This window comes from Streptomyces pacificus (assembly GCF_011766325.1).
GTDB classification, from domain to species: domain Bacteria; phylum Actinomycetota; class Actinomycetes; order Streptomycetales; family Streptomycetaceae; genus Streptomyces; species Streptomyces pacificus.
In genome coordinates this window covers 143,396-160,535 of the sequence record NZ_BLLG01000003.1, presented here as the reverse complement: position 1 = coordinate 160,535, position 17,140 = coordinate 143,396, and the positions used below count along the sequence as shown (strand labels likewise).

At 73.3% G+C, this 17,140-nt stretch carries 11 protein-coding genes; 7 read left to right on the top strand and 4 right to left on the bottom strand.

Translation table 11 applies throughout. The annotated features are described in order from the left end of the window. Positions 1-14: 14 nt before the first annotated feature. Positions 15-809: an adenosylcobinamide-GDP ribazoletransferase gene (locus SCWH03_RS05840; RefSeq protein WP_173262907.1), complete on the top strand. Its 795-nt coding sequence runs from the start codon at positions 15-17 to the stop codon at positions 807-809. A 50-nt stretch (positions 810-859) separates the two neighbouring features. Here the strand turns inward: SCWH03_RS05840 and SCWH03_RS05835 are convergent, their stop codons facing one another. From SCWH03_RS05835 to SCWH03_RS05820, 4 genes are all read right to left on the bottom strand, one after another. Further along, positions 860-1,663, bottom strand: a complete 804-nt coding sequence (locus tag SCWH03_RS05835; protein WP_173262905.1) for an endo alpha-1,4 polygalactosaminidase — start codon at positions 1,661-1,663, stop codon at positions 860-862. A 13-nt stretch (positions 1,664-1,676) separates the two neighbouring features. Further along, complete coding sequence (locus SCWH03_RS05830) at positions 1,677-3,113, bottom strand: hypothetical protein (protein ID WP_173262903.1); 1,437 nt, start codon at positions 3,111-3,113, stop codon at positions 1,677-1,679. Continuing rightward, the gene (pelF, locus tag SCWH03_RS05825; protein ID WP_173262900.1) at positions 3,110-4,750 is read right to left on the bottom strand and encodes a GT4 family glycosyltransferase PelF; all 1,641 of its coding nucleotides are present in this window, start codon (positions 4,748-4,750) and stop codon (positions 3,110-3,112) included. Before pelF ends, SCWH03_RS05830 begins: the two co-directional genes overlap by 4 nt. Before the next feature lie 166 nt (positions 4,751-4,916). After that, the gene (locus tag SCWH03_RS05820; RefSeq protein WP_254076586.1) at positions 4,917-7,076 is read right to left on the bottom strand and encodes a hypothetical protein; all 2,160 of its coding nucleotides are present in this window, start codon (positions 7,074-7,076) and stop codon (positions 4,917-4,919) included. A gap of 401 nt (positions 7,077-7,477) precedes the next feature. Here SCWH03_RS05820 and SCWH03_RS05815 point away from each other — a divergent pair, with 401 nt between their 5' ends. From SCWH03_RS05815 to SCWH03_RS05790, 6 genes are all read left to right on the top strand, one after another. Beyond that, positions 7,478-8,995, top strand: a complete 1,518-nt coding sequence (locus tag SCWH03_RS05815; protein ID WP_173262897.1) for a leucyl aminopeptidase — start codon at positions 7,478-7,480, stop codon at positions 8,993-8,995. A 363-nt stretch (positions 8,996-9,358) separates the two neighbouring features. After that, complete coding sequence (lpdA, locus tag SCWH03_RS05810; protein WP_173262894.1) at positions 9,359-10,747, top strand: dihydrolipoyl dehydrogenase; 1,389 nt, start codon at positions 9,359-9,361, stop codon at positions 10,745-10,747. Between the two features lie 56 nt (positions 10,748-10,803). Beyond that, positions 10,804-12,666 (top strand): 2-oxoglutarate dehydrogenase, E2 component, dihydrolipoamide succinyltransferase, encoded by a 1,863-nt coding sequence (sucB, locus tag SCWH03_RS05805; protein ID WP_173262891.1) that lies wholly within the window; start codon positions 10,804-10,806, stop codon positions 12,664-12,666. Positions 12,667-12,774: 108 nt separating this feature from the next. Further along, on the top strand, positions 12,775-13,398 hold the full coding sequence (locus SCWH03_RS05800; RefSeq protein ID WP_173262889.1) for a GntR family transcriptional regulator: 624 nt from the start codon (positions 12,775-12,777) through the stop codon (positions 13,396-13,398). 244 nt (positions 13,399-13,642) lie between these two features. Beyond that, complete coding sequence (gene aceE, locus SCWH03_RS05795; RefSeq protein WP_173262886.1) at positions 13,643-16,345, top strand: pyruvate dehydrogenase (acetyl-transferring), homodimeric type; 2,703 nt, start codon at positions 13,643-13,645, stop codon at positions 16,343-16,345. Positions 16,346-16,569: 224 nt separating this feature from the next. Next, the gene (locus tag SCWH03_RS05790; RefSeq protein WP_173263352.1) at positions 16,570-17,088 is read left to right on the top strand and encodes a DUF4240 domain-containing protein; all 519 of its coding nucleotides are present in this window, start codon (positions 16,570-16,572) and stop codon (positions 17,086-17,088) included. The last annotated feature ends 52 nt before the right edge of the window (positions 17,089-17,140 follow it).

Here is a 17,140-nt window from a genome sequence, read left to right as displayed (position 1 = left end):
CTACGCTGCGCGCGGTGAGCTCCCACCACCAACCCGGTCTCGCGGGCATACGCTTCGCCTTCGGCACCCTCACCGTCCTGCCCGTGCGCGTGACCCGCTGGGACCGCGACACCGCGCGCGCGGGGATGCGCTGGGCCCCGGTCGCCGGGCTCGCCGTCGGTCTCTGCGCGGGGGCGGCCGGCGGACTGCTCCTGCTGCTGGGCGCCGGTCCGCTGCTCGCCGCTGTCGCCTCCGCCGCCGTTCCCGCGGTCCTGACCCGCGGTCTGCACCTGGACGGCCTCGCCGACACCGCCGACGGGCTCGGCAGCGGCAGACCGGCCGAGGACGCCCTGCGGATCATGAAGCGGTCGGACATCGGCCCGTTCGGGGTCACCACCCTGGTGTTCGTCCTGCTGGCCCAGGTCGCGGCGCTCTACGGACTCTACGGTCGCGGCGCGGAGTACGGGGCGACGGCGGCTGCGGCCGCCGGTGCCGCCGCCCGGCTCGCGCTCACCCTCGCCGCCCGCCCCGGCGTTCCGGCCGCACGGCCCGAGGGGCTGGGCGCCATGGTCGCAGCCACCGTGCCGGCGCGGCAGGCCCTGGCCGTCGCACTGCTGGTCACGGCCGTCTTCGCCGCCTGGGGGGCGCTGTTCGGCGGGTACGGGGCGCTGCGGCTCGCGCTGGCCGTGCTCGCCGGGGTACTCGCCGCCGAACTACTGCTGCGGCACTGCGTACGCCGTTTCGGCGGGGTCACGGGCGATGTGTTCGGAGGGATCGCGGAGACGGCCGCGACGGCGGCGCTGATCGCGCTCGCCGTCGGGTTCGGGTAGGAGCCGCTGCCCGTCCGTGCGGCGCGCCGGGGGTCCGCGGTCCCTCCGCCTCAGCAGGGCCTGCGCCAGGCGTCCAGCTCGGGGCGCTTGCGCATCGAGCTCAGCCCGAGCCGCCGCGACCGGGGGCAGAAGCGGCTTGTCGGCAGCTCGTACTCGACGTGGAAGACGGCCTTGCCGGCCTCGACGAACGGTGTCAGCGCCTGGCACTCCGCGTACTGGGCGCACTGCTCGTTGACCGCGAAGTCGAAGTCGCCGACGAGGGCCGGGATCTGGTCGAGGTCGTTCTTCAGCCCGACGGCGAGCCCCCGCTCATGGGCCATTCGGGCGATCAGCCGGTTGTAGCGGAGCTGGTCGCCCGCGGTGAGGGGGAAACCGGTGTCGTTGGCGTAGCCGTCCATGTTGTCGGGCTCGACGGCGTCGAAGCCCTTGTCCCTGCACATGTCGAAGCGCCTGGCCATCAGCGGCTCCAGGACGTCCGTGCGGCGGATGTCGAGCCAGCGCTCCCCCTCCCAGCCGTTGCCCTTGCCCAGCAGCTCCCCGGGGAACTCGTCCGCGTCGGGGCGGAACTCCTCCCAGGCGCCGGTGGACAGGTAGCAGATCACCTTGCGGCCGCGCCGCTGGAGGTCGGCGACCGTGGACCTCGGGTGCTCGAAACCGTCGATGTCGTACACCGGGACGTCCACGGTCGTGTCCAGACGGCCGCCGAGCTGCCACTGCCACGGGGTCCCCGGTCCCGGCCGCCAGCGGGTGGTGCGCGGGGGCGCGGAGTCGTCGGGGGCCCAGGTGCAGCCGGCCAGCAGCACCAGGGCCACCAGCGGCAGCAGCAGGCTCCGTGTCCGGGGCGACAGGCTCATGTCCGCGGCTCCCTCAGCGATGTGCGGTGATCCGGCCCAGCTGAGCACAGACCAGCAGGACGAGACTTGAGGACGCGGCCGCCGGAGCGAGCAGCGGCCCCGAACCGGGCAGGAGGAGCGGGACGAGCGCGGCGAGGCAGCACACCGCGGCCGGGCTCCGCACCGCCCCGAACGCCTGGAGCAGCAGACCGGTCCACAGCGCCGCACCGAGCAGCAGCGCGCCGGCCGTCGCGGCCGCGTCGGGGCGGCCGGCCCCGCCGCCGGGCCACAGCAGCAGGGCCGCGGCCATCAGCGCCGGCAGGATGCCCAGGTACCCGGCGAGGGAACGCAGCAGCGCCGCGGCGACCGAGATCCGGAAGGCGCGCGGGGAGGTGCAGGCCCGCAGCCCGGCGAGGCTGTCCGCCCGGAACCGGTGGAGCAGCCACTCCGCCGGTCCCATGCCGAGGGTGAGGGCGACCGCGAACGGCGGTGCCTCCAGGGCCACATGGAGTACCAGGATCCCGGAGCCGAGCCCGAACAGCCCGTACGGGACGGAACCGCCGAGGCCGCTCGGCGCCGCGCCCCGGTGCCTGTGCCGGGTCCGGCCGCCGGGGTCCGCCGACCGGAGCATCCCGGCGGCCGCGCCCACCGCGAGGACCGCGGCCGCGGTGACGGAGGCCAGGGGGAGCACGAGGTACGCCCAGCCGGGCATGGGGTGCAGCGCCGTGTGCAGCGCCCCGCCCACCAGCGGCAGCAGGACCGGCAGCAGGACCCGCTCCCGGCCGAGGACCAGCAGCACCGTCGCCGCGGCCAGGTAGAGCGACTGGCCCGCGGCGAACAGCAGCGCCGGGCCCCGATCGGAGGCGGCGGAGGCGGCGGGCGCGACGGCCGCTGCGGCGGCCGTGCCGAGGGCCACCCCCACCGGCGCGCCCCTCAGCAGGGCCCGGGCCGCCGCGGCGCGGTCGCCGAGTCCCAGCCAGGTGTACGCGCGGTGGGCGAGGGCCTGGTTCCAGGCCCAGCCGGCCAACGCGGCCGCCAGCAGCGGGGCGTGGGCGGCGGCTCCGCCCTCGAGGAGGGGCGCCGCCAGGACGTGGCCCAGCCCGGGGAGGGTGAACAGCAGGCCCCGCAGCAGGCAGCCGAGGAGCGCCGGGCTCCCCGGGCCGGGCGGCGGGTCGCCGGCGCGCGGGAAGCGCCGCTCGACGCGGGCGTACAGGTCCTCCGCCAGGGCGAACGAGTCGTCGTGTCCGTAGCGCCGGCGTATCTGCTCGTCCGTCAGCCCGTCGGACTCCAGCAGCGCCGCCACCTCGTCGGGGTGGACGGCCGCTGCCACGAAGTCGTCAAGCCGACCGGCCAGTTCACCTACCGGGTCGGCCCCCGCCAGGCTGGGGGACGGGCCCCCCTCCGGCGCCGTCGTCAGGCCGTCGTCCCGTGCGTCCGTGCCCGGGTCCGCCAGCCGCGGCGAGCCGCTCATCTGACACCCCCGTGGACCGCCGGTCCGCCGGCTCCGCCGGGCTCACCGGGTTCACAGGGCCCATAGGGCTCACACGTCGGGGTGGGTCCGGCGGGTCCGGCGGGTTCGGACCAGTGGTGCCCCCAGGCCGTGTGCTCCTGGTACCAGGGATCCCTCAGTTCGCGCGTCCAGTCGGCGACCGTCTCGACGGCGGGCGGGTCGTACACCGTGCCCGGCGTCCCGGCGAGTTCCCGGTAGATCTGCAGGAAGGCGTCCACCGAACGCCGCAGGGTGAAGAGGTCGACGACCCGCTGCCGGGCGCGGCGGCCCAGTTCGGCGCGGCGCACGTCGTCGCGGAGCAGTTCCAGGGCCGCGGCGGCCAGCGCCTCGGGCTCTCGCGGCGGGACCACCAGACCGGTGTCGCCGACGGCCTCGCGCACCCCGCCCACGTCGGTGGACACCGTGGTGCGCCCGCAGGACATCGCCTCGATGATCGAGAAGGGGAAGCCCTCGCTGATGCTGGAGAGCATCACCACATGGCCGGCGGCGTAGGCGCGTGCCACGTCGCTGATCCGGCCCTCCCAGGACACCCCGTCGGCGACGCCCAGTTCGGCGGCGAGCTTCTCCAGCCCGGTGGCGTACTCCTCGCACCCGGCCGGCGCGCCGCCGAACAGTCTCAGCCGCAGCGCCGGAAGCTCGGCGCGGGCCAGGGCGAAGGCCCGGATCAGTGTCACCAGGTCCTTGATCGGGTCGATCCGGCCGGCCCAGCTGAGGGTGGGCTCGGACGGTTCGGCCCCGGCGTGCGGGAAGGCCAGCGGGTCGACGCCGTTGTAGACCGTGCGGATCTTGTCCGGGAGGGCGCCGCCGCGCTCCTCCCAGCGGCGGTTGTAGCGGTTGCACGGGGTGATCAGGTCGGCGCGTTCGTAGCCGAGGGTGTTCAGCTCCCGGTAGAAGCCGAGCATCAGTGCCTTGACCGGCCAGCGCTGCGCCTCGGTGCGGTAGCCGAGATAGCGCTCGCGCAGATAGATGCCGTGCTCGGTGAGGAGGAACGGCACCCCGTCCGACCGCTGTGCGGCGAGCGCGGGCAGGGTGGCCAGCCCGCTGCTGACGGCGTGCGCGACGCTGTCCTCGGGAATGCGCACCGCCAGCGGGCGCAGCGCGTGCTCCAGCAGGTCGACGGCGGTCAGGGCGTCGTGGACGGTGGGTTCGGCGGCGGCGGTGGGCAGTGCCGGCCGCCGCCACAGGCGCATCAGGGTGCGGACCGCGGTCTCGGTCCGCAGTGCGGCGGCGAGACGGCCCGCGCGCGCCTCGTCGGCCAGCCCGTCGAGCGCGGGGCCGAAGTCGGCGTGCGCGTCCGGGTCGAGCAGCGACAGCAGGAACCGCTCGAAGGTGTGGAGGAAACGGCGGCGGACGGCAGCGCGGCGGGGAGTGTGCCGCCGGCCCGGCCGCGGTCCCCACAGGGGCACGGGGGTGTGGCGGCGGACGTTCGGCGGCAGCTCCCAGGTGACGGGTTCACGGCCGCTGCCGGTGAGGGAGACGACGGTGAAACGGACCTCGGGCATGCCCCGGACCAGTTGGTCGCACCAGGTGCTGACGCCGCCGTGGACATGCGGGTAGGTGCCTTCGGTGAGCATGGTGACATGGAGCCCCTGGCTCATCGGCTTGAGTTCTCCTGGGCATACGGGGGTGGGCGCGCGGTACCGGGGCACGGGGTGGTGGCGCGGGCGCGGCGGGTGGACAGCGCGCGTGGACAGCGCGGGCGCCCGGCCCCTGCGTACCCGGCCGCGGGGGCCGGGGTACGCATCGGGTGGCCGGGCGGCCAGGTCAGGAGGGCAGCCGCAGGGTGACGGCGGACTGGAGCAGCTCCGGCTGGGTCCAGGCCGAGCGCTGCCCCGCGTAGGCGGTGCCGAAGGCGCTTGTGCCGAGCAGGTGCTGCTTGCGGGTGCCCTCGGGCGCGGTGACGGGGACCAGGACTCCGCCGGGTGCCTGGACGATGACGGTGGCGCCGATCCGGAAGGCCGTGACCTGGTCTGCGTCCAGGGCCGACTGCCACTCGGCGCGGCGGCCCAGTTCCGTGCCGGCGTCGCGGTGGCGCGGGGTGACGAGGGGCGTGTTGTCGGCGAACGTCGCCTCGTAGTCGGCGAGGATCCGGTCGAGGACGGGGTAGAGGAGCCGCTCCTCGGCCAGGTTGGACTGGTGCACGTAGTGCGGGCGCGGGTCGTTGGCGACGATGTGCCCGAAGGCGATCCCGGCCTCCTGCGGGACGATGTGCGTCCCGTATCCCGTGGCCACGTCGAGGGGCTCGTCCAGGCAGGTGGAGGCCGGGTCGGTCTCGCAGACACCGCTTCCGCCGTCGGCCCGCGAGGTGTAGATCCAGTTGTACTCGTCGGCCATCTCGGCCGCCGTGCCCACGTTGTAGTACACGTTCATCGGATGGCGGGGCACGGTGACGGCGCCGCCCACGGGCCGCTGCTGAGGCTCGCGGGAGTTGTCGCTCGCGATCCACTTGACGCCGCCCTCGGCGAGGGCGGGGGCCAGGTTGGGGTTGTCCACCGGCTGCTGCGGAAGCGTCTTCAGCCCCGAGTGCTCTCCGGTGACGAGTTCGCTGCGGTCGACCGGGAGGCCCTCCTCCACCGCCCAGTCGTGGTTGTCGCGGATCTGCGCGGAGATCTCGGCGCGGCTCATCCAGCGGGTGGCGCCCGACGCGTCCTTGGAGCACTGCCAGGGCACGACGGAGACGTCCTGGACGCAGCCGAGGAACGGGTGGCTCCAGGTGTGGTTGACCCAGCGGTACTCGGCCCGGTCGGCGAGCAGTTGCGCGGTGAGGGCGTCCGTGCCGCCGTTCTCCGCCTTCCACTCCTCGGCCGCGCCCGCGTTGTAGACCATGTCGAGGGTGAGGCCGCTGGTGCGCTGCCACTGGGCGGCGTACTGCGCGTCGGCGGCGGTCATCCGGATGTCCGGGACCTGCCCGCCCGCACCGCCGGCGCAGTCGATGTCGCCGGGGGTGCAGTTGCGCTCGCTGTCCCAGCGGGCGTCGGACGCGAAGACGTCGTCCACGTGGACCGAGAAGTAGTTCCGGCTCTGGCCGAGGTGGACGCCCTGGGTGAGCCAGTCGACGATACCTCGCGCCAGCAGCCGGAACTGCCGCTGGTGCTGGTTGTAGGCGAAGGTGACGACGAGCTCGCGGCGCCCGTCGTGGGCGTACTCCCCGAGGAGGCTGCCGCGGCCCTCACCTCCCGGCACGGGAGCGTCGACATAGCTGGTGAAGCCCTCGCGGGGGCGGGCGAGATAGCCGTAGCTCTCACTGATGGACGGCGCGTTGTCCTCGAAGGTCAGGGCGCCTTCGAGGTAGCCGAACGGCCCGGACCGGCCCGCGGCGGTCACCTCGGCGGCCGCGCCGTCGAGCGTGCCGGACCAGCCGCCCTCGCTGGGGTAGTCGAGCCCCACCCCCGGGTGGGCCCAGGTGTAGGCGTCGACCTGGCGGACGCCGAACCGCTGCTCGTACGCGACGAGTGCGGCCTGCTCGGCGGCCCCCGCGGAGCCCGTGCCGAACGGTGCCTCGTTCGGCAGCACCACCCCCTGGTACTTGGCGCGCGGCCGGCCGGCCGCGGTGTCGCTCAGGAACGCGGCGTCGATCCTCGGCCGGTCCGGGTCCGCGAGGTCCAGCACGCGGTACGGGACGCCGGTGCCGCGCAGCTCGGAGGTGACGGCGGCGACCGCCGACCCGCCGTCGTCGACGACGAGGACCTTCAGATCGATCCGCGGCACCGGGTCGGCGGCCGCGGCCGGGGCCCCGGGCAGCGCCGCCGCGAGCAGCGCCGACGCGGTGAGCGCGACCACCGCGGCGCCGAGCCCGCGCCGTCGGCCGGCCCCCCGGCGGGCCGCTCCCCCGCGGGTACGGCGCCGGGCCGGCGCCTTCGTCGACTGCGTCGATCCGCCCGGGATCGTGCCTGCGCCGGATCTCCCGGCGAACACGGATGCCATGGTGTTTCCCCCACCCCTTGTTGATCCGCTGTTGATCCGCTGTTGATCAGCCGCCGACCCGCTGCCGAGCAGCTGCCGACCCCTGTTGATCCCTTACGGGATCCACCGCTGAATCCACTGCTGCTCCGCCTCCGCGAAGACGCCGTGGACGAAATGTGGAGATCGTGCAAAGCAGCCGTCGCTCCCTTGCGTCTCCGGCCCGAGTGTGAACCAGGAATCGGCGTTGCGGTGGAAAACCGGTCGGAGTGACCACGGACGAGTGAATCCCCGTCGACCCGAGCGAACATCGCGGGCGCGCGTAGGCTCGTGACGGCGCGCCGACCCGCCCGACTTACGATGCGCCGGGCGGCCGACCCACCTCTTCGGCCCAGGAAACTCAACGGAAGCGAGATTTCACCACCGTGACTGCTCTCACTCTCAGCACTGCCGGCGCGGCGACGCTGCGCGCCGACGCCGTCGTCGTCGGCGTCGCCAAGGGCGCCAAGGGGGCCAAGGGCCCCGTCGTCGCAGTCGGCGCCGAGGCCGTGGACGCGGCGTTCGACGGGAAGCTCGCCGCGGTCCTCGAGACGCTCGGCGCCTCCGGTGCCGAGGGCGAGGTGACCAAGCTCCCCGCGCCGTCGGGCCTGAAGGCCCCCCTGGTCATCGCGGTCGGGCTCGGCGCCGCCCCGGAGGAGGACGGCGCGTACCCGGCCGAGACGCTGCGCCGCGCCGCCGGCTCCGCGGCCCGCGCGCTGGCCGGCTCGAAGAAGGCGGCGTTCGCCCTGCCGGTCGGGGACGCCGGGGACGCCCAGGCGGTCGCGGAGGGGGCGCTGCTGGGCGCGTACTCCTTCACCGCCTACCAGGACGCGGGCAACGGCAAGAAGCCGCTGGCCGAGGTGGCCCTGCTGGGCACCAAGCCGCGCGACAAGGCCTTCAAGGAGGCCGCCGGGCGGGCCGTCGCGGTGGCCGAGGAGATGAACCGCGCGCGCGACCTGGTCAACACACCGCCGAACGACCTCTACCCCGAGTCGTTCGCCGCCGTCGCCACCGCCGCCGGCAAGGAGCACGGCCTCAAGGTGCAGGTGTGGGACGAGAAGGCGCTCGTCAAGGGCGGCTTCGGCGGCATCCTCGGTGTCGGCCAGGGAGCGGCCCGCGGCCCGCGCCTGGTGAAGGTGGCATACACGCATCCGGAGGCGGAGAAGTCCCTCGCCCTCGTCGGCAAGGGCATCACCTACGACTCCGGCGGCATCTCGCTCAAGCCGGCCGGCCACAACGAGACCATGAAGTGCGACATGAGCGGTGCCGCCGCCGTGTTCGCCGCCGTCGTCGCCGCCGCCCGGCTCGGACTGCGGGTGAACCTCACCGGCTGGCTGGCCCTGGCCGAGAACATGCCGTCCGGCACCGCCACCCGTCCCGGCGATGTGCTGCGGATGTACAGCGGCAAGACGGTCGAGGTGCTCAACACCGACGCGGAGGGCCGCCTGGTGCTGGCGGACGCCATCGCCAAGGCGTCGGAGGAGAGCCCGGACGCGATCGTGGACGTGGCGACGCTGACCGGCGCGATGGTCCTGGCGCTGGGGCACCGGCGCTTCGGGATCATGGCCAACGACGACGCGTTCCGCGCCGCGCTCCACGAGACCGCCGAGGAGGCGGGTGAGGACTCCTGGCCGATGCCGCTGCCCGGGGACCTGCGCAAGGGCATGGACTCACCGACCGCCGACCTCGCGAACATGGGCGACCGGATGGGCGGCGGGCTGGTCGCCGGCCTGTTCCTGAAGGAGTTCGTCGGCGAGGGCATCACCTGGGCCCACCTGGACATCGCGGGGCCCGCCTTCCACGAGGGCGCGCCGTTCGGCTACACGCCCAAGGGCGGCACCGGCTCCGCGGTCCGCACCCTGGTCAGGCTGGCCGAGCGCGCCGCCGACGGCGACCTGGGCTGACCGCGGCGGGCCGGGCTCCGGGGGACCCTCCGGAGCCCGGCGCCGGGCCGGGCCTCCGCCCCGGCGGGAGCGCGGGAACCCGGGAACAGTGGGAGCGGGGGAATAGCGGGCGCCGGCCCTCCGTTGGCCAACGACGGAATCCGCGGGTTCCTACGCACGGGTAACCGTCGGGGGCGGTCGCGGTGCCGTCCCGTATCCCGGCCCGGCGTCCCGTCTCCCGCCGACAAGTGCGAAGATGGGTTCCCGGCAGGACAGGGCCCCCACCACAGGGCCGAAGACAAGCGGCCGAACACCAGCCGCCGTCCGGTCGTCCCCCGCCCTGGGAGACGCCGGCGCCCGGCGCACATGCATGGAGGACGTGACGTGGCGAACGACGCCAGCACCGTTTTCGACCTAGTGATCCTCGGCGGTGGCAGCGGTGGTTACGCCGCGGCCCTGCGCGGAGCGCAGCTGGGCCTGGACGTCGCCCTGATCGAGAAGGACAAGGTCGGCGGCACCTGCCTGCACCGCGGATGCATTCCCACCAAGGCCCTGCTGCACGCCGGCGAGGTCGCCGACGCGGCGCGCGACAGCGAGCAGTTCGGCGTCAAGGCCACCTTCGAGGGCATCGACGTCCCGGCGGTCCACAAGTACAAGGACGAGGTGATCTCCGGGCTGTACAAGGGCCTGCAGGGTCTGATCGCCTCCCGCAAGGTCACGTACATCGAGGGCGAGGGCCGGCTGTCCTCCCCCACGTCCGTCGACGTCGACGGCCGCCGGGTCGAGGGCCGCCACGTCCTGCTCGCCACCGGTTCCGTGCCGAAGTCGCTGCCCGGTCTGACCATCGACGGCAACCGGATCATCTCCTCCGACCACGCGCTGGTCCTGGACCGCGTGCCGAAGTCCGCGATCGTCCTGGGCGGGGGCGTCATCGGCGTCGAGTTCGCCTCGGCCTGGAAGTCGTTCGGCACCGACATCACGATCGTCGAGGCGCTGAAGCACCTCGTCCCGGCCGAGGACGAGAACAGCTCCAAGCTCCTCGAGCGCGCCTTCCGCAAGCGCGGCATCGCGTTCAACCTGGGCACCTTCTTCGAGAAGGCCGAGTACACCGAGGACGGTGTGCGGGTCACCCTCGCCGACGGCAAGACCTTCGAGGCGGAGGTGCTGCTGGTCGCCGTGGGCCGCGGCCCGGTCTCCCAGGGCCTCGGCTACGAGGAGCAGGGCGTCGCGATGGACCGCGGCTATGTCCTGGTCGACGAGTACATGCGGACGAACGTGCCGACCGTCTCCGCAGTCGGCGACCTGGTCCCGACCCTCCAGCTCGCTCACGTCGGCTTCGCCGAGGGCATCCTGGTGGCGGAGCGTCTGGCCGGTCTGAAGACCGTGCCGATCGACTACGACGGTGTGCCGAAGGTGACCTACTGCCACCCGGAGGTCGCCTCCGTGGGCCTGTCCGAGGCCAAGGCCAAGGAGGTCTACGGCGCGGACAAGGTCGTCGCTCTGAAGTACAACCTGGCGGGCAACGGCAAGAGCAAGATCCTCAAGACCGCGGGCGAGATCAAGCTCGTCCAGGTCAAGGACGGTGCCGTCGTCGGCGTCCACATGGTCGGTGACCGTATGGGCGAGCAGGTCGGCGAGGCCCAGCTGATCTACAACTGGGAGGCTCTGCCGGCCGAGGTCGCGCAGCTCGTCCACGCGCACCCGACGCAGACCGAGGCGCTCGGCGAGGCCCATCTGGCCCTCGCGGGCAAGCCCCTCCACTCCCACGACTGATCTCGGTCACGGGCGCGACGACCACTACCGCACTTTCGTAAGGAGCAACCGAAACCATGCCGGTTTCCGTAACCCTTCCGGCGCTCGGCGAGAGCGTCACCGAGGGCACCGTCACCCGCTGGCTGAAGGCCGAGGGCGAACGCGTCGAGGCCGACGAGCCGCTGCTGGAGGTGTCCACCGACAAGGTCGACACCGAGATCCCCGCACCGGCCTCCGGCGTGCTGGCGTCCATCAAGGTCGCCGAGGACGAGACCATCGAGGTCGGCGCCGAGCTGGCCGTGATCGACGACGGCTCCGGGGCGCCCGCCGCCGCGCCCGCCCCGGCCGCCGAGCAGGTCCAGGCGCCCGCACCGCAGCAGGCGGCTCCCGCCGCCGAACCCGCCGCCCAGGCGCCCGCGCCGCAGCAGCCCGCACCGGCCGCCGAGCCCGCCGGCGGCAGCGGCGCGGAGGGCACCGACGTGGTCCTGCCCGCGCTGGGCGAGTCGGTCACCGAGGGCACCGTCACCCGCTGGCTGAAGGAGGTCGGCGAGGAGGTCGCCGAGGACGAGCCGCTGCTGGAGGTGTCCACCGACAAGGTCGACACCGAGATCCCCGCACCGACCTCGGGTGTGCTGCTGGAGATCGTGGTCGCCGAGGACGAGACCGCCGAGGTCGGCGCGAAGCTCGCCGTCATCGGTGCCCCGGGCGCCGCTCCGGCCGCGCCCGCCGAGCCGGGCCAGGCACCGGCCCAGCCCGCCGCCGCGCCCGCCCCAGCGGCACCGGCACCGGCACCCGCCCCGGCCGCCCAGGCCCCGGCACCGGAGGCTCCGGCGCAGTCCGCGCCCGCCGCCGCGCCCACCCCGGCGGCTCAGGCACCGGCGCCCGCGCCGGCCAAGCCCGCACCGGCACCCGCGCCGGCCAGGCCCGCGGCGGCACCCGCGCCGGCTCCGGCCGAGCCCGCCGCGGCCCAGGCTCCGGCCCCCGCCGCCCAGGCCGCGGACGACGGCGCCTATGTCACACCGCTGGTGCGCAAGCTGGCCACCGAGAACGGCGTGGACCTGTCCACGGTCAAGGGCACCGGTGTCGGCGGCCGCATCCGCAAGCAGGACGTCGTCGCCGCCGCCGAGGCCGCGAAGGCCGCCGCCGCGCCCGCCCCGGCGGCTCAGGCACCGGCAGCGGCACCGGACCGGAAGAAGGCCCCGGCTCTCGAGGTGTCCCCGCTGCGCGGCCAGACGGTCAAGATGACCCGTATGCGCAAGGTCATCGGCGACAACATGATGAAGGCGCTCCACGGCCAGGCACAGCTCTCCTCGGTCGTCGAGGTCGACGTCACCCGGCTGATGCGGCTGCGCGCACAGGCCAAGGACGCGTTCGCGGCCCGCGAGGGCGTCAAGCTCTCCCCGATGCCGTTCTTCGTCAAGGCCGCGGCCCAGGCGCTGAAGGCCCACCCGGTCGTCAACGCCCGGATCAACGAGGACGAGGGCACCGTCACCTACTTCGACTCGGAGAACGTCGGCATCGCCGTCGACTCCGAGAAGGGCCTGATGACCCCGGTCATCAAGGGGGCGGGCGACCTCAACCTGGCCGGCATCGCCAAGGCCACCGCCGATCTCGCGGGCAAGGTCCGCGGCAACAAGATCACGCCGGACGAGCTGGCCGGTGCGACGTTCACGATCAGCAACACCGGCTCGCGCGGTGCGCTCTTCGACACGATCATCGTGCCGCCGAACCAGGTCGCGATCCTGGGCATCGGCGCCACGGTGAAGCGTCCGGCCGTCATCGAGACGCCCGAGGGCACGGTCATCGGCGTCCGCGACATGACGTATCTGACGCTGTCCTACGACCACCGCCTGGTGGACGGCGCCGACGCCGCGCGCTACCTGACCGCGGTCAAGGACATCTTGGAAGCCGGTGAGTTCGAGGTCGAACTCGGTCTCTGAGCCCCGGCTGTCACCAGCCCCACCGGCGGCGGCCGTACCCGGGAGTACTTCCCGGTACGGCCGCCGCCGTATTGTCGAGGGGTCTTCTCTTCATTGAAGGAGCGGTCCATGACCATGCCCGTCGTCCACTCGCTGCGCGACCAGATCCGCGAGCACATCGTGGAGGGCATCGTCAGCGGCCGCTGGAAGCCCGGCGAGCGGATCGTGGAGCGCCGCATCGCCACGGAGCTGGCCGTGAGCCAGACGCCCGTACGGGAGGCCCTGCGCGAGCTGGAGTCCCTCCGGCTGATCGAGTCGGCACCCAACAAGGGCGTCCGGGTGCGCAACCTCACCGCGGCGGACCTGGAGGAGAGCTACCCGGTCCGGGCCGGGCTGGAGCAGATCGCCGCCGAGCTGGCCGCGGAGAGGCTGGCCGCCGACTGCTCGGCGCTGGAACCGCACGTCGCGGCGCTGTACGAGGCGGACCGCACCGCGGACGGGACGGCTCAGGTGCGGCACACGGTGGCGTTCCACCGGGAGCTGGTCAGGGCGGCGGGCAACGGAGTGCTGCTGCATACCTGGGAGGGCCTGGGGATCGAGGTCTTCACCGCGCTGTCCATCCGGTGGCTGGGGACGAAGCAGAAATCCTACGCCGAGGAGCACGAGGATCTGGTGGAGGCGTTCCGCCGCCGTGATCCGCGGATCGGCGCCCTCGTCAAGGCCCACGTCCTGGGCTGCGCGCCCCGCGCCTGAATCAGGGATCCCACCAGGACCCTCCACAGCTCACACCAGTGATGACACCGGCACCGGGTGCCCCGTTTCGCGGCACCCTGTGCCGACTTTCTCCAAGTGAAGAAGTTTCCTCCCGAACGCTTTGATCGATCATCGATCGGAGGCTTACAGTTCACCACGGACTCACCGGTCCGCCCGGCCCCGTCCTGCCAGACAAGGCCCCCTCCACCTCTCCACCCCTCCTCCCTCTCCGGAAGGCGGTGTCATGACCGACCCCGTAGCCATGCTTCCGAGCGAGCTCGACCAGCTCCCGGACCGTGACACCGAGGAGACCGCCGAATGGGCGGCCTCCCTCGACGCCGTCACCAGGGCCGCCGGCCCGCATCGCGCCGCGTACCTGATGCGCCGCACCCTCCAGCACGCCGAGGGTGTGGACGGGCTCGATCTGCCCAAGCTCCTGGAAACGGACCACGTCAACACCATCCCGACCGACGCCGAGCCGCTTCCGGCAGGTGACGAGGAGATGGAGCGCCGGATCACCGCCTGGAACCGGTGGAACGCAGCGGCCATGGTCACCCGAGGCTCCCGGCACGGCGTCGGCGGGCACATCGCCACCTTCGCCTCCGCCGCCTGGCTCTACGAGACCGGCTTCAACCACTTCTTCCGGGGGAAGGAGGGCGGGGGCACCTCCGAGGCCGGCGACTCCGGCGACCAGCTGTACATCCAGGGCCACGCCTCCCCCGGCATCTACGCCCGGGCCTTCCTCGACGGCCGCCTCACCGAGGCACACCTGGACAACTTCCGGCAGGAGGCCGGCGGCCGCGGCCTCCCGTCCTACCCGCACCCGCGCCGGCTGCCCTGGCTGTGGGAGTTCCCGACGGTCTCCATGGGTCTCGGCCCACTCTCGGCGATCTACCAGGCGCGCTTCAACCGCTATCTGACCAGCCGCCGCATCAAGGACGTCTCCGCTTCGCACGTCTGGGCGTTCCTCGGCGACGGCGAGATGGACGAGCCCGAGTCGACCGCGGCACTCGCGCTCGCCGCTCGCGAGGGCCTGGACAACCTGACCTTCGTCATCAACTGCAACCTGCAGCGACTCGACGGCCCGGTCCGCGCCAACTTCAAGATCGTGCAGGAGCTGGAGGCCCAGTTCCGCGGCGCCGGCTGGAACGTCGTGAAGACCCTCTGGGGCAACGCCTGGGACGAGCTCTTCCGGCTCGACACCACAGGCGCCCTGGTCCGCCGGCTGCGCGAGGTCCCGGACGCGCAGGTCCAGACGTACCAGACCCGTGACGCCGCCTACATCCGCGAGGACTTCTTCGGCAAGGACCCCGCACTCGCCGAGATGGCGGGGCTGCTGAGCGACGACAAAATCCTCGAGTGCTTCCACCTGTCGCGCGGCGGTCATGAGCCGCGCAAGGTGTACGCCGCCTACAAGGCCGCCGTGGAGTTCAAGGGCGCGCCGACGGTGATCCTGGCCCAGACCGTCAAGGGCCACACGCTCGGCGAGGGCTTCGCGTCCAAGAACGCCAACCACCAGATGAAGAAGCTGACGGTGGACGAGTTCAGGGCGATGCGGGACCTGCTCGACCTGCCGATCCGGGACGGCGACTTCGCCGACGGACAGGTGCCCTACGGCCACCCCGGCGCCGACTCCCCCGAGGTCCGCTATCTGAAGGAGCGCCGCGCGGCCCTCGGCGGCCCGGCCCCGGCCCGCCGCGTCCACCCGGTCGCCCCGCTGCCCGCGCCCGCCGAGAAGGCGTTCACCGCCTTCGACAAGGGCTCCGGCAATCAGTCCGTGGCGACGACCATGGCCTTCGTCCGCCTGGTCAAGGACCTGATCCGCGACAAGGAGACCGGCAGGCGCTGGGTGCCGATCGTCCCCGACGAGGCCCGCACCTTCGGTATGGAGTCGCTGTTCCCCTCGCTCGGCATCTACTCGCCGAAGGGCCAGACGTACGAGCCGGTCGACCGCGACCAGCTGATGTACTACCGCGAGGCGGAGAACGGCCAGATCCTCAACGAGGGCATCACCGAGGCCGGCTCGATGGCGGACTTCATCGCCGCCGCATCGTCGTACGCCACCCACGGCGAGACGATGATCCCCTTCTACATCTTCTACTCGATGTTCGGCTGGCAGCGCACCGCCGACCAGATGTGGCAGCTCGCCGACCAGCTCGGCAGGGGCTTCCTCGTCGGCGCCACGGCCGGCCGCACCACCCTGACCGGCGAGGGCCTGCAGCACGCGGACGGCCACTCGCCGGTGATCGCGGCGACGAACCCGGCGGCGCTCAGCTACGACCCGGCGTTCGCCTACGAGGTCGCGGCCATCGTCAAGGACGGTCTGCGCCGCATGTTCGGCGAGGCCCGCCCGGACGAGGACCCGGACGTCTTCTACTACCTGACGGTCTACAACGAGCCGATGCCGCAGCCCGCGAAGCCGGAGGGCGTGGACGAGGGCATCGTCCGCGGCCTGTACCGCTTCAAGGAGGGCGAGGGCGCGGCGGACGACCCGCGCATCCAACTGCTCGCCTCGGGCACGGCGATCCACTGGGCGCTGGAGGCGCAGCGTCTGCTGGCCGCCGAGTGGGGCGTCACGGCGGACGTGTGGTCGGCGACCTCCTGGACCGAGCTGCGGCGCGACGCGCTGGAGGCGGACGAGGCGATGCTGCGCGGCGAGTCCCGCGTCCCGTATGTGCGCCGGGCCCTGGAGGGCGCCGAGGGTCCGGTGCTCGCGGTGAGCGACTACATGCGGCAGGTGCCGGACCAGATCGCCCAGTGGGTGGAGCAGGACTGGTCGTCACTGGGCGCGGACGGCTTCGGCCTGTCGGACACCCGTGAGGCGGCCCGCCGCCACTTCGGCGTCGACGCGCAGTCGGTCGTGGTCGCGGCACTGGCTCAGCTCGCCCGCCGCGGCGAGGTGCCGGCCTCCGCGGTCAAGGAGGCCCGCGAGCGCTACGGCTTCTGAGCCGAGCGCACCGCCGGACGCCCCCGCGGTTCCTGCGGCCCCTGCGGTCCCCTCGGCCCGCGGGGTTCGGGGGGTTCGCAGCGGGGGGCGTCCCCGCGCCGGCCACGGGATCCGCCCGAGGAGTCCGTCCGCGCGGGATCCATCCGCGGGAGAACCGTTTCCGCGGGGGATTCCCGGCCGCTCCACGTGCGTGGCCCCGCGCGAGCCCTGATGCTTGTCCCGTGATGGACGAGACGGAGTTCTGGGAGATCATCGACAGCACGCGCGCGGCGGCCGAGGGCGACCCCGAGGACCACGCCGACCTGCTCGTCGAACGGCTGCTGCGACTCGACCCCGACTCCGTGCTGGACTTCGCGCGGCACTTCGAAGCCCGCTACCACCGCGCGTACCGCTGGGATCTGTGGGGTGCGGCCGCCGTGCTGCTGGGTGGGGCCAGCGACGACGCGTTCGACTACTTCCGCTGCTGGCTGATCGGCCAGGGCCGGGAGGTCTTCGAAGGCGCGGTGCACGACCCGGACTCCCTCGCCGAACTGCTGGACGACTTCGACGAGGACGTCGACGGGGACGGTGAGGAGCTGGGGTACGCGGCGGACGAGGCGTACGAGCAGCTCACCGGAACGGCCGCACCCGATCCGGGGATCGCGGCGCAGCCCCCGGAGCCGGACGGCGCACCGTTGGACCTGGAGAGCGACCGTGCGCTCGCGGAGCGGTTCCCGGCGCTCTGGGAGCGCTTCGGTTCCTAGGACTTCCCCGCCCGTGGCCCGCCCGGCGCGAGGCGGTTCTCCGGACCGACGG

Excerpts from the sequence above, each read along its gene's own strand:
- SCWH03_RS05835 (WP_173262905.1), bottom strand. The coding sequence starts at position 1,663 with ATGAGCCTGTCGCCCCGGACACGGAGCCTGCTGCTGCCGCTGGTGGCC.
- SCWH03_RS05830 (WP_173262903.1), bottom strand. The coding sequence starts at position 3,113 with ATGAGCGGCTCGCCGCGGCTGGCGGACCCGGGCACGGACGCACGGGAC.
- pelF (WP_173262900.1), bottom strand. The coding sequence starts at position 4,750 with ATGAGCCAGGGGCTCCATGTCACCATGCTCACCGAAGGCACCTACCCG.
- SCWH03_RS05820 (WP_254076586.1), bottom strand. The coding sequence starts at position 7,076 with ATGGCATCCGTGTTCGCCGGGAGATCCGGCGCAGGCACGATCCCGGGC.
- sucB (WP_173262891.1), top strand. The coding sequence starts at position 10,804 with ATGCCGGTTTCCGTAACCCTTCCGGCGCTCGGCGAGAGCGTCACCGAG.
- SCWH03_RS05800 (WP_173262889.1), top strand. The coding sequence starts at position 12,775 with ATGACCATGCCCGTCGTCCACTCGCTGCGCGACCAGATCCGCGAGCAC.
- aceE (WP_173262886.1), top strand. The coding sequence starts at position 13,643 with ATGACCGACCCCGTAGCCATGCTTCCGAGCGAGCTCGACCAGCTCCCG.
- SCWH03_RS05790 (WP_173263352.1), top strand. The coding sequence starts at position 16,570 with ATGGACGAGACGGAGTTCTGGGAGATCATCGACAGCACGCGCGCGGCG.